Consider the following 12,180-nt stretch of genomic DNA (forward strand, 5'->3'; position numbering starts at 1 on the left):
CTTTGCCAAGTCCACCTCGTCAGGGTTGACGAGCAGGCCGACCACCAGGTGAGGGAGACCAGATGGCCGACGGAAAGGACTCCAGCGCCTTCGTGGAGTTCGCCACCGCCAGGCACGGGGCGTTGTACCGGTACGCCTACCTGCTGGCCGGCGATCGCGGTCTGGCCGACGATCTGGTCCAGGAAGCGCTTACCAAGACGTACGTCGCCTGGCGGAAACTGCGCGATCCGGCCAATGCGGAGGCCTACACCCGCAAGGTGATCACCAACGTCGCGATCACGTGGTGGCGCCGGAAGTCCTGGCACGCCGAGCAGCCGCGCGACGACGTACCGGAGCAACCGTCCGACGCCGAGGACTCCACCGCACGACTCTGGCTGTGGGAGGAGCTCCGGCGGCTGCCTCCGCGCCAGCGCGCGGCCGTCGTGCTCCGGTACTACGAAGACCTCACCGAGGCCCAGACCGCCGAGATCCTCGGTTGCTCGATCGGCACGGTGAAGAGCCAGGTCTCCGACGCCCTCAAGAAACTCCGCGCCCGGCTCGGCGCCGACGCGGACCTGATCATGGACAAGGCAGGGATGACGGAGTGACCGACCTGTTGAAAGACACCCTGACCCAGCACGCCAACCTCACCGAGCCGCCTGGACTCGACCTCGACTCGATCATCAGTACCGGCGACCGCCGGATCCGGCGCCGCCGGGCCGTCGTGGTCCTCGGTACGGCGATGGTCACCCTGGCCGTCCTCGCGACAGGACTCACTGTGGCCAAGACGCTTGGGCCTGACCCGGCACCCGTCGCCCTGCCGTTCACCGAGCGCCGCGCCACCTATGCGATCGGCAGCGACATCCACTACGGCCGCGACGTCATCTCGATCGCCCCGAACAAGCTCAACGCCTTCGTCCAGACCGACGCCGGCTTCGTCTTCACCACGACCGGCGACGGCGGCATCTTCCTTGCCGATGGCAAGCAAGTACGCCGGCTGGGCGATGGCCCCGGCGAGCTCGGCGAGCTGACCGCCGCCACCCGGGGAAACCTGGTCGGCTGGGTCGAAGGCTTCAACGACCGGTACGAGTCGGTCGTCTACGACGTCGCGGCCCGCCGCGAACTCGTCCGCACCGAGCTCGGCAACAAGGTTCCCCCGAACGTGTCCCTCGCGACGGCCCCACGCGTCATCGCCATCGACGGCGACGACGCCTACTTCGGCACCCTCAAAGGCGTCTACCGCTGGAACCTGAAGACCGGCCAGAGCCAGCCATTCATCGAGCCGCTCGACCCCCGCGCCATCCGCGCACTGACCGCCGACCGCTACCTCCTCGACGCGCACCCAGAAAACCCCACGGGCCCCGCCCTGCTGACCCTGAAAGACCTCCCCGGCAACAACGTCAAAGGCACCTACCCCGGCAAGCAGGCCTACCTCTCCCCCTCCGCCAAGTACCTCCTGACCGGCGCAAACGACCCCCAACGCATCACCCCACCCCCCACAGACCTCAAACTCTTCGACACCACCGCCGGCAAGCAACTCCCCTTCTATGACCCCGACCACCCCCGCCTGATCTTCAGCCAGTGGCTAACCGACAACACCTTCACCGCCGCCGGCGTCCGCCTCATCCCTCAACTCATCGACCCAGTCCCCGGCATCCCCGTGGACCTCCTAACCTGCTCCACCAATACCCTGACCTGCCAAGTCACCACCCCCGCCTTCTCCACCCTCACCTTCACCACCACCCCACCCCGCACAGCCCCCTTCACCCTCCCCATAGGCACCCCCATCCGCTGGCTCTACGGCTGAACAACAACAGCGCCCGAAGAACCTGGTCTGGTTCTTCGGGCGCTGTGACTGCTTGAGCTTCAGCTGGCGGTGGCTTTTTTGGGGGCTTCGCCGCCGGGCTGGTTTTCGGGGAAGTGGCAAGCCGCCTGGTGGCCGGGGGCCAGCTGGAGCAGTGGGGGCTCGACTGTTTTGCAGATGTCCTGGGCTTTCCAGCAGCGGGTGTGGAAGCGGCAGGCGGGGGGTGGGTCGATGGGGCTGGGGACGTCGCCCTGGAGGCGGATGCGTTCCTGCTTGCCTCTGCGCTTGGTGTCCGGGATCGGTACTGCGGACAACAGGGCGAGCGTGTACGGGTGCATCGGTGTCTCGTACAGGCCGACCCGGTCGGCGATCTCGACGATCTTGCCCAGGTACATGACGGCTACCCGGTCCGAGACGTGCCGGACCACTGACAGGTCATGGGCGATCATCACGTAGGTCAGGTCGAACTCGTCCTGCAGGTCCTCGAGCAGGTTCACCACCTGCGCCTGGATCGACACGTCCAGCGCGGAGACCGGCTCGTCGGCGACGATCAGCTTCGGCCGGAGCGCGAGGGTGCGGGCGATGCCGATGCGCTGCCGCTGGCCGCCGGAGAACTCGTGCGGGTAGCGGTTGTAGTGCTCCGGGCTCAGGCCGACCAGCTCGAGCAGCTCCTGGACGGCCTTCTTCGTGCCGCCCTCGGTCTTCACGTTCTGCAGCCTGAACGGCGCTCCGACGATCTTGCCGACGGTGTGCCGCGGGTTCAGCGAACCGTACGGGTCCTGGAAGATCATCTGTACGTCGCGCCGCAGCGGCCGCATCTTGCCGTCGCCGAGGTGGCTGATGTCGCGCCCCTCGAAGATGATCTTGCCGTCGGTCGGTTCGAGCAGCCGGGTGAGCAGCCGGCCGGTGGTGGTCTTGCCGCAGCCCGACTCCCCCACCAGCGAGAACGTCTCGCCCTTCTTCACCGTGAAGTCCAGGCCGTCGACGGCCTGGACGGCGCCGACCTGGCGCTGCAGCAGGCCGCGCCGGATCGGGAAGTGCTTGGTCAGATTCGTCACCGACAGCAGCTCTTCGCCCATCTCGGGCTCGACGACGCCGGGAACGGCGGTGGGGTCGGTATCAGCAGTCGTCACAGTCCTCGTCCGTTCACAGCTTCGGCTTGATGTCGGTCTCCCAGATCTTCTGGCGTTGCCCCGGCGACAGGTGGCAGGCCACCTTGTGTCCGGCGCCGATGTCCAGAAGTTCCGGCCGCTCGGTCTCACTCGCGCCCTCGTTCAGGGAGGCGTAGTTGCACCGCGGGTTGAACGCGCACCCCGACGGGACGTTGATGAGACTGGGCGGAGTGCCCTTGATCGGGATGAGCCGCTCGGTCCGCTCCCGGTCGATCCGGGGCATCGAGCCCAGCAGACCCCAGGTGTAGGGGTGCTGCGGCCGGTCGAAGATGTCCTCGGCCGTGCCGTACTCGATCGCCCGGCCGGCGTACATCACCTGGATGTCGTCGGCGAGCTCGGCGACCACCCCGAGGTCGTGGGTGATGATGATGACGGCGGAGTTGAACTCGCGCTGCAGATCGCGGATCAGATCCAGGATCTGCGCCTGTACGGTGACGTCGAGCGCCGTCGTCGGCTCGTCGGCGATCAGCAGGTCGGGGTCGCACGACAGCGCCATCGCGATCATCGCGCGCTGCCGCATCCCGCCGGAGAACTGGTGCGGGTAGGCGTCCACGCGCTTGTCCGGCTGCGGGATGCCGACCCGGTCGAGCATCTCGATCGCGTGCTTCTTGGCGACCGCCTTGGTGACCTTGTTGTGCACCCGGTAGGCCTCGATGATCTGGTGGCCGACCGTGTAGTACGGGTGCATCGCCGACAGCGGGTCCTGGAAGATCATCGCCATCCGCTTGCCGCGCAGCAGCCGGACCTCTTCGGCCGACGAGCTGACCAGATCCTGGCCGTCGAGCAGTACTTCGCCGGAGATCCGCGCGCTGCCACCCTTGTGCAGGCCCATGATCGACAGGCTGGTCACGCTCTTGCCGGACCCGGACTCGCCGACGATACCGAGCGTCTTGCCCCGGTCGAGCGAGAACGACAGACCGTCGACGGACTTGACCAGACCGTCGTCGGTCGGGAAGTGCGTGCGCAGGTCGCGGACCTCGAGGAAGGAGTTCGGTTCGGTCATTTGGCGCGCACCCTCGGGTCGACGACGGCGTACAGGAGGTCGACGATCAGGTTCGCCAGCACGATGAACACCGCGGCGACCAGCGTCACGCCGAGGATCTTCGGCAGGTCGTTGGCGACGATGCCGTCGACCGCATACTTGCCCAGCCCCGGCAGGGAGAACGTCTTCTCGGTCAGCACGGCGCCACCGAGCAGCAGGCCGACGTCCAGACCGAAGATGGTGACGATCGGCGTCAGCGCGCCCCGCAGGCCGTGCTGTACGACGACTGTCCGCTCCGGCAGCCCCTTGGCCCGGGCCGTCCGGATGAAGTCCTCGTTCATCGTCTCGAGCATGCCGGCCCGAGTGAGCCGGGCGTACTGCGCGGAGAAGAGGAACGCGAGCGTGATCCAGGGCAAGGTCAGTGCCTGTGCCCACTTGATCGGGTTGTCGGTGATCTTCACGAAGGTTCCACCAGGCACCGTCCAGCCCAGCTGATAACTGAAGAAAGCCAGGGATATCAGCCCGGTGAAGAAGATCGGCAGCGAGACACCGGCCAGGGCGACTGTCATCGCCGCCCGGTCGAAGATCGACCCGCGTCTCAGCGCGGACAGCACTCCGATCGCGACGCCCAACGCCAGCCACAGCACCGAAGCACCCGCGGCCAGCGAAAGCGTCACTGGTATTCGGTCCAGCAGCTCGGGCCACACCGGCTGCTTGGTGATGAACGAGTAGCCCAGGCAAGGCGCCGGGCACCGCTCGACCCCAGCGCCGTAGTCGTACTCGGCGCCGACAACGACGCCCTTGGCCCAGTTCCAGTACTGCACTGCAATCGGGTCGTACAGACCAAGCCGCTCGGCGGTCAGCTTGACCGTGTCCTCGGTCGCGGCGCGGCCGACGTACCGGGTCGCCAGGGTCTCCGGCGTAGCGCCGGCCCAGCGTGGGACCAGATAGAAGATCGAGAAGGTGACCGCGCTCACGATGACCAGTAGCCCGATCGCCGCCACGAGGCGCCTGATGATGTATGTGATCACAGTGTCTGGCACCGGTGTCCGGCCCGGGAGATCCTCCCGGGCCGGACACCTGCGGCCTTCACCTACCTAACGTGAGTTTCTGTACGGGGCAGCGCGGACCTGCTACTTCACACCCAGGCTCAGGTAGTCGTACATGTTGAACGCCTCGCTGATGAACACGTTGCTGAGGTTCTTCGGCCGCAGCAGCAGGCTCTTCGCGTAGACACCCGGGTAGATCACTGCCTCTTCCATCACGCGCTTGTCGATCGGCGCCCACAGCTTCTCGCGCTTGGCGGTGTCCGTCTCGGCGATCGCGGCGTCGAGCATCTTGTCGACGTCGGGGATCCGGACACTGGTGTTGGAGGAGCCACCCGTCGGCCGGATGACCCGGCTGTCGACGATCTGCGACAGGAAGCCGAAGCCGTCGTTCCAGTCAGCGCCCCAGCCGTTGGTGGCCAGGCCGATCTTGTTCGCGACGACGAACGGCGGGTTGCCGGCGTACTGCGAGAAGTAGTCACCCGACGGGTAACCCTTCAGCGTCAGGTTGATGCCGATCGGCTTGAGTGCCTGCTGGAACGCCTCGGCGGTCGCCTTCTCGCGCGGCCGGTCGGAGCGGTACGCCATGTTGGTGGTGAAGCCGTTGGGCTGGCCGCACGCGGTCAGCGCTTCCTTGGCCTTGGCCTGGTCGCCCTTGCTGTCCGGGCCGGCCGGGTAGAGGTCGAACTTCTCGTAGCCGGGAACCAGCGGCGGCATCAGCGTCGTCGCCAGGTCACCACCGGAGAACGGGCCTCCGTAGGCGGTCTGGTAGCTCGCCTTGTTCATGCCGTACTGGATCGCCTTGCGGCACTCGATGTTGTTGAACGGCGGAACCGTCGGGTTGATCGAGGTGTACCACAGGCGGGCGAGGGAGGCGTTGTCCGCCTGGGCCTTCAGCGCAGGGTCGGTCAGCACCTTGCTCAACGAGGCCGGCTGGACACCGGTACCCGAGACGTCGATGTCCAGGTCGCCGGAGATGACCCGGTTGTCGATGTCATCGGCGTTGACCTTCAGCGAGACCTGGTACTTGTCCGGCAGGGCCTTGCGGTTCGGGTCGGTCGCCTGGTCCCACTTGTCATTACGGACGAGCTCGAACGACTTGTCGGGCTGCAGGTTCGCGAACTTGTACGGGCCGCTGGAGACGATCGTGTTGCGGTACCTGGCGCCGGTGTCCTTGGCCTCCGGCACCGGCATCGTCTGGGGCAACTGGGCCAGGTAGTCGAAGCCACCGAAGCCGTTCTTCAGGTGGAAGACGATGGTGTAGTCGTCCGGGGTGCTGATCGCCGAGTCCGTGTTGACGCCCTTGGACTTGTACGGGCCCTTGTAGCCGGCCGGCAGGTTCAGGAACGCCTCGAAGTAGGCCGGACCGTTGGGGAAGGTCTCCTTGTCGGTCGAGCGCAGGACGGCGTACTTGACGTCCTTGGCCTTGACCTCGGTGCCGTCGTCGAACTTGACGCCCTTGCGGATCTTGTAGGTCCAGGTCTTACCACCGTCGGTGGGTACGCCCAGGCCCTCGGCCAGGTCGGGAACCACCTCGTTGGCCGCCTTGCCAGGAGCCGGCTTGAACATCAGCAACGAGCGGCCGTACAACCGCGCGAAGTTCCAGGCGTAGCCGTAATAGGTCTCACCCGGGTCCAGGCTGTCCCAGGTGTCGGAGTGCCCCATCTTGATGGTTCCACCCTTCTTGTCAGAAGGGTTCACCACCGCGGCCAGCCCAGCGTTGAACTCGTTCTTGGCCCCACCGGCCGCGGTGCCGTTGTCGTTGCCGCCGCCGCCGCCACAGGCGGACAGCGCCAGAGCAACGACCGCCGACAATGCGGCTACCGTTCTCAGTCGTTTGATGCTCATCGTGGTGGTGCACCCCTTCTTGTCAGAACCGCTGGTGGTGAAAGTCGAACTCATCGCGATCGCGGATCGAGCGCGTCGCGCAGCCCGTCGCCGAACAGGTTGAAGGCGAGGACGGTGATGAAGATGGCCAGGCCAGGCCACAACATGAAGTGCGGCATCGTGTAGAAGGTGACCGCGTCGGACAACATGCCGCCCCAGGTGGCCGTAGGGGCCCGGACACCGACGCCGAGGAACGACAGCGCCGCCTCGAAGAGGATGTTCGTCGGGATCAGCAGCGTCGAGTAGACCAGGATCGGCGCCACCAGGTTCGGCAGCAGCTCGGTGAACAGGATGTACGGCCGGCGCGCGCCCAGGCTGCGGGCCGCGTCGACGAATTCGCGTTCCCGCAGCGAGATCGTCTGCCCGCGCACGATCCGCCCGATATAGGGCCAGTTGAAGAACCCGATGATGAAGATCAGCAACACGATCCGCAGTGAGTCACCCTGCAGGCCGAAGGCGTCGTCCGGGATGACACCAGCCAGCGCGATCGCGAAGACCAGCAGCGGGAAGGCCAGGAAGACATCCATCAGCCGGCTGATCAGGGCGTCGACCCAGCCGCCGAAGAAGCCGGACACGATCCCCATAACGGTGCCGATGGTGACCGAGAGCAGCGTCGCGAAGAACGCGATCAGCAGCGAGATCCGCGAGCCGTAGATGACCCGGCTCATCAGGTCGCGACCGTTCACCGGCTCGACCCCGAACGGGTGGTCCCAGCTCATCCCGCCGAACCTGCCGAGCGGGGCCAGCGTGCCGCCCTGGGTGTCGATCAGGTCCTGGTTGAACTCGTTCGGCGGGTGGCCGATCGCCTTGACGATCAGCGGCGCGAGGATCGCCATCAGGATCAGCAGCACGATCACGACGAAGCCGACGATCGCTACCTTGTCCCGCTTGAGCCGCATCCACGCGATCTGGCCGAGCGAGCGTCCCTCGATCTTCCGCATCCCTTGCAGGACTGCTTCAGGATCTCCCCTGCCGGGCTCGACCTCGAGTGGTGTCGTCACGCGATGTGTTCCCCTGCCTGTGTCAATGGATCCGGGTACGGATCCGGTATAGCTGCCGACTTAACCTGCCTTCATTACTCGCCGGAGTCAAACGCCGAAAGTACCGCGTTGCCCGATCGTGATGCGTAGGAAATCGTCCCGTATCGTGGGACAACTCGCAGTACAGCATGTACCTACCGAGGGTCGCTGGCGACTCGCTGTCACTGACACTGACGGGCCATGACAGAGCGGCCGACAGGTTGGCGGGCGCTACTTGCGCAGCGGCGAGAAATACACGAACGAGAGCGGATTCAGCGTTTCCTCGACCCGCTCCACGCTCTTGCCGGCGACCACCGTCAACCGGCCCTGCCAGGACGGGATGACCGGGGCATCCTGGGCCAGCAGGTTCTGCAGGCTCTTCAGTGACTCTTCGCGTTCGAGCTGGTTCTGCTCCGCGATCTCCTGGTCCAGCAGCTTGTTCGCCGCCGAGCTGCGGTAGCCGTTCTGATAGACACCACCGTCACGCACGAACGGCTCCAGATAGTCACCGCTGTCCAGGTACTCCGGGAACAGGCCTGCCTGGTAGAGGTCGTACACCCCAGCGTGCGCGAGCTGCTGGTACTTCGGCCACTCCGCACTCCGCAGTACCACCTTGAACAGCCCTGACGCCTCCAGCTGCCGCTTCAGCTCGAGGACTTCAGCTTTCGCGCCCGCGCCGTACTGGAACGGCGTCCAGCCGACCGTGAGCGTCACCGGCGAGACGATGCCGGCTTCCCGCAGGATCGCGGCCGCGGCCGTCTTGTTCGGCTCCTTGTACTGCGTCCGGAACGCGTCCACCTGCCCGGCGAACCCGGGTGGCACGACGGAGTACAGCGGGGACACGCGATCGCCGTACGCCTTCTTGGCGATGGCCGGCCGGTCGATCAGTTGCGCGACGGCCCGTCGTACGGCGGGCTTGCGGGCGACCATCGAGCGCATGTGGAAAGCGAAGAACCGGATCTCCGCCGATCCCCCGTCGACCACCTGCACCTGGTCGCCGGCTCGCAGTTTGTCGAGCGTCCCCGGCCCGAACCCATGGAACCCGACATCGGCCTTGCCACTCGTCAGCGCCTCCGTCAGCGACGCGGCATCCGGCAGCAGGCTGACCTCGACCGTGTCGTTCTGCGCGGCGCGCGGCCCGCGGTACCCCTTGAACTTGCCGAGCACCGCCGCGGATCCCGCCCGGTACGACTTCAGCTGGTACGGCCCGCTGCCGATCGCGTTGTCGCTGAGCAGCTTGCCGGCCGGGTAGGACTCTTCGTCCACGATCGACGCGCCCGTGGTGGTCAGCAGGTAGGGCAACCGTGCGTCCGGCTTCTTCAGGGTGAAGACCGCGGTCAGCTCGTCGGGCGTACTCACCGAGACGAGCGAACCGAACAGACCCGACGGTCCGCCGGGCGTCTTCAGCCGCAGCATCCGGTCGAAGCTGAACTTCACGTCCGATGACGTCAGTTCATGCCCGTTGGGGAAGGTCAGTCCCTTTTTCAGACTGCAGGTGTACGTCGTGGGCGCGTCGTACTGGCAGTCGGCGGCGTCCGGCACCGGGGTCGCCTTGCCGGGCAGCATCGTCAGCAGCGTCTGGTACAGGTTGGCCTGCAGCGTGCGGGAGCCGATCTCGTACGGACCGGCCGGGTCGAGTGAGCTGACGGTGTCGGTCGTGGCGACCTTGATGACCAGTTCCTTCGGCGGCGGCCCTTCCTGGTTCGGATTGCTGGCACCAGGTTTGCCGCAGGCCGCGAGCGAGCCCGCCAGCACGCCGGCCGCCGCCAGCCACGCGGCGCGCCGCTTGAACAAAGTCACCATTCCAACCTTCCCCCAGAACACCCCCGCAGGCACCCAAAGAAGGTAACCCCTCAGCGGAGCAAGTCGCGCAACGCATCCGGAGTGAGCGGTTCCAGTGACTCCGCCACCAGACGCCGGGGGGCCGCCGGGATCGTCACCAATTGCGGTACGGCGATGACAAACGCGCCCGCCGCGGTCCCGGCCTGGGCGCCGGTCGGCGAGTCCTCGATCACGATGCAGTTGGCGGGATCGACTCTCAGCTCGGCCGCTGCGGTCAGGTACGGCTCCGGGTGCGGTTTGCCGTTGCGGACCTCGTCACCGGCCACGATCACGTCGAAGAGATCAGGCGGCAGATGCGACAACACGGCGTCGATCATCACCCGGTACGACGCGGAGACCAGCGCGCACGGAATCCCCGCGGACCTCAGTGCGGTCAGCAACTCGAGCGCGCCGGGACGCAGTGCGACGCCTTCCTTCAGGGCGCGGACCACCTCGCCGTACATCCGCTCGGCGAGCTCCTCCGGCTCGATCGCGCCGGCCGGGATCCGGGTCATCCAGACCTTCACCGCGTCACCGAGATCGCTGCCGACCAGGGACATGCAGTCCTCGATGGTCCAGATCGCGCCGAGTTCGGTGAGCAGCCCGATCTGCACCCGGGCCCACTCGGGCTCCGAATCCACCAACGTGCCGTCCATGTCCCAGAGCACCGCTTGAAGGGTCATGGACGGCATCCTACGGAGTACGTTCGACACCTTTTCCGGCCGGCCGTGAAACCGAAGCCGCTCGCCTCGCTCTACACGTAGGCTGGCACTCCGGTTATTGGCTCAACAGACGACTAGGACGGGGGATGGCGAGTGGTAGATCTCGCGAACCTGAGGGATCCGGTCGTAATCGCCGCGTTCGAAGGCTGGAACGACGCGGCCGAGGCGGCCACCGGAGCGGTCGATCACCTGATCGAGGAGTGGGACGCCGAGCTCGTCACCGCGATCGACCCAGAGGACTACTACGACTACCAGGTGAAGCGCCCCGAGGTCGAGTTCGACGACGAAGGCGTCCGGCGGCTCACCTGGCCGACCACCCGGATCTTCCTGGCCCGTCCCGACGACACCGACCGGGACGTGCTGCTGATCCGCGGCATCGAGCCGAACATGCGCTGGCGTGGCTTCTGCCGCGAGCTGCTCGAACTGGTCGACGACTCGAACGCGCAGCTCGTCGTCGTCCTCGGCGCGCTGCTCGCCGACTCGCCGCACACCCGGCCGATCCCGGTCTCCGCGTCGTCGTCCGACCCGGAACTGACCGCCTCGTGGAGCCTCGAGCCGTCGAGCTACGAAGGCCCGACCGGGATCACCGGCGTCTTCGCCGACCTGTGCGGAACTCTCGGCGTACCGTCGGTGTCGATCTGGTCCGCGATCCCGCACTACATCGCCGGTACTCCGTGCCCGAAGGCGTCGCTGGCGTTGCTCGGCAAGGTGGAGGCCCTGCTGGATCTGCCGATGCCCGAGGGTGATCTGCCCGAGCTGGCGCGTGCCTGGCAGCGCGGCGCGGACGAGCTGAGCGAAGAGGACCCGGAGGTCGCGGAGTACGTGGCGTCCCTTGAAGAGCAGCGCGACACCACCGACCTCCCCGAGGCCAGTGGCGACGCGATCGCCGCCGAGTTCGAGCGTTACCTCCGCCGCCGCAATACCGACCGCCCGGAGTAACCGGTATGCGCAGGACACGCGCCGACGAGCGGGGCGGAGGGTCGATCGGAGCACTGGCCGTGCTCCTGTTGCTTGGCACCGTCGCGGTCGTCGGCGTGCTCGGCAACCGCAAGCACGTCGAGGAGGTCGACCTCAGCACGCTGGCGAGTTCGTCGACCCACACCACCGTCGCGACCGCGCCACTCGACCCGCAACCCTTCGCTGGAACCGATGGGCTGGTCGTCCACCCGCGCGCCGAGACAGCCCTCTACTCCGCTCCTGACGCCGAACCGTTCGCCAAGATCGGGCCGACCCAGTTCGGGCCGACCTGGCTGCCCGTGGTCGAGCAGGCTGACGGGTGGCTGCGGGTGCTGCTGCCGTCGAAGCCGAATCGCTCGACCGGCTGGGTGCGCGACGAGGACCTGGAGCGCGCCTCCTCGTCGTACGTGATCAGGGTGCACACAGGCTCGCGGACCATCGAGCTGTTCCAGCAGGGCAAAAGCCTTGGCCGGTGGAAGGCCGGCGTCGGCGCGAAGAAGACGCCGACCCCGCCCGGGCGTACCTTCTTGCTCGGCTCGATCATCGACACCAAGCGGTCCGCGTCGCCCGTCGTCCTGCCGTTGGGAGCACACAGTCCTACTCTCGACACGTTCGGTGGTGGGCCTGGTACCGTCGCGATTCATGGCTGGCCCAGGCCGGACGTGTTCGGGGCAGCCGTCAGCGCCGGTTGCGTCCGGGTGCCGAAGACCGCACTCGGTCGTCTGCAGCAGGTTCCGCTGGGAACACTCGTCCTGATCGACAGCAAGTAGCAGGGTTCGGCAGAAAGTGGG

Annotated in this window: 11 protein-coding genes; 4 read left to right on the forward strand and 7 right to left on the reverse strand. The window is 66.7% G+C overall.

Annotated elements, in window-relative coordinates; translation table 11 throughout:
* Positions 1-62: 62 nt before the first annotated feature.
* Complete coding sequence (locus A3ES_RS0100990; RefSeq protein ID WP_020384898.1) at positions 63-587, forward strand: SigE family RNA polymerase sigma factor; 525 nt, start codon at positions 63-65, stop codon at positions 585-587.
* On the forward strand, positions 584-1,786 hold the full coding sequence (locus A3ES_RS0100995; RefSeq protein ID WP_020384899.1) for a hypothetical protein: 1,203 nt from the start codon (positions 584-586) through the stop codon (positions 1,784-1,786). Before A3ES_RS0100990 ends, A3ES_RS0100995 begins: the two co-directional genes overlap by 4 nt.
* A 59-nt stretch (positions 1,787-1,845) precedes the next feature.
* On the opposite strand, the gene A3ES_RS0101000 is transcribed toward A3ES_RS0100995, so the two are convergent.
* The 7 genes from A3ES_RS0101000 to A3ES_RS0101030 all read right to left on the reverse strand — a co-directional run bounded on the left by A3ES_RS0101000 (position 1,846) and on the right by A3ES_RS0101030 (position 10,393).
* Positions 1,846-2,916: a dipeptide ABC transporter ATP-binding protein gene (locus A3ES_RS0101000; RefSeq protein ID WP_020384900.1), complete on the reverse strand. Its 1,071-nt coding sequence runs from the start codon at positions 2,914-2,916 to the stop codon at positions 1,846-1,848.
* A 13-nt stretch (positions 2,917-2,929) separates the two neighbouring features.
* A complete protein-coding gene (locus A3ES_RS0101005; RefSeq protein WP_020384901.1) occupies positions 2,930-3,958 on the reverse strand; it encodes an ABC transporter ATP-binding protein in 1,029 nt (342 codons plus the stop codon).
* Positions 3,955-4,968: an ABC transporter permease gene (locus A3ES_RS0101010; RefSeq protein ID WP_020384902.1), complete on the reverse strand. Its 1,014-nt coding sequence runs from the start codon at positions 4,966-4,968 to the stop codon at positions 3,955-3,957. The genes A3ES_RS0101005 and A3ES_RS0101010 overlap by 4 nt, the downstream gene beginning before the upstream one ends.
* Positions 4,969-5,070: 102 nt before the next feature.
* Entirely contained in the window at positions 5,071-6,831 is a 1,761-nt protein-coding gene (locus A3ES_RS0101015; protein ID WP_026162452.1) for an ABC transporter substrate-binding protein, read from the reverse strand.
* 50 nt (positions 6,832-6,881) lie between these two features.
* Positions 6,882-7,871, reverse strand: a complete 990-nt coding sequence (locus A3ES_RS0101020; RefSeq protein ID WP_026162453.1) for an ABC transporter permease — start codon at positions 7,869-7,871, stop codon at positions 6,882-6,884.
* A gap of 249 nt (positions 7,872-8,120) precedes the next feature.
* Positions 8,121-9,692, reverse strand: a complete 1,572-nt coding sequence (locus A3ES_RS0101025; RefSeq protein WP_020384905.1) for an ABC transporter substrate-binding protein — start codon at positions 9,690-9,692, stop codon at positions 8,121-8,123.
* Between the two features lie 50 nt (positions 9,693-9,742).
* Entirely contained in the window at positions 9,743-10,393 is a 651-nt protein-coding gene (locus tag A3ES_RS0101030) for an HAD family hydrolase (protein WP_020384906.1), read from the reverse strand.
* Positions 10,394-10,525: 132 nt separating this feature from the next.
* Here A3ES_RS0101030 and A3ES_RS0101035 point away from each other — a divergent pair, with 132 nt between their 5' ends.
* A complete protein-coding gene (locus A3ES_RS0101035) occupies positions 10,526-11,371 on the forward strand; it encodes a PAC2 family protein (RefSeq protein ID WP_020384907.1) in 846 nt (281 codons plus the stop codon).
* 5 nt (positions 11,372-11,376) lie between these two features.
* Positions 11,377-12,159, forward strand: coding sequence for a L,D-transpeptidase (locus A3ES_RS0101040; protein WP_020384908.1), 783 nt, complete (start codon positions 11,377-11,379; stop codon positions 12,157-12,159).
* Positions 12,160-12,180: the final 21 nt, after the last annotated feature.

This window comes from Kribbella catacumbae DSM 19601 (assembly GCF_000372465.1).
Taxonomy (GTDB): Bacteria; Actinomycetota; Actinomycetes; order Propionibacteriales; family Kribbellaceae; genus Kribbella; species Kribbella catacumbae.

What these genes read in the sequence shown, in the direction of transcription:
- A3ES_RS0101040 (WP_020384908.1), top strand. Translation starts at nt 11,377, where the DNA reads ATGCGCAGGACACGCGCCGACGAGCGGGGCGGAGGGTCGATCGGAGCA.
- A3ES_RS0101030 (WP_020384906.1), bottom strand. Translation starts at nt 10,393, where the DNA reads ATGACCCTTCAAGCGGTGCTCTGGGACATGGACGGCACGTTGGTGGAT.
- A3ES_RS0101025 (WP_020384905.1), bottom strand. Translation starts at nt 9,692, where the DNA reads ATGGTGACTTTGTTCAAGCGGCGCGCCGCGTGGCTGGCGGCGGCCGGC.
- A3ES_RS0100990 (WP_020384898.1), top strand. Translation starts at nt 63, where the DNA reads ATGGCCGACGGAAAGGACTCCAGCGCCTTCGTGGAGTTCGCCACCGCC.
- A3ES_RS0101005 (WP_020384901.1), bottom strand. Translation starts at nt 3,958, where the DNA reads ATGACCGAACCGAACTCCTTCCTCGAGGTCCGCGACCTGCGCACGCAC.
- A3ES_RS0101015 (WP_026162452.1), bottom strand. Translation starts at nt 6,831, where the DNA reads ATGAGCATCAAACGACTGAGAACGGTAGCCGCATTGTCGGCGGTCGTT.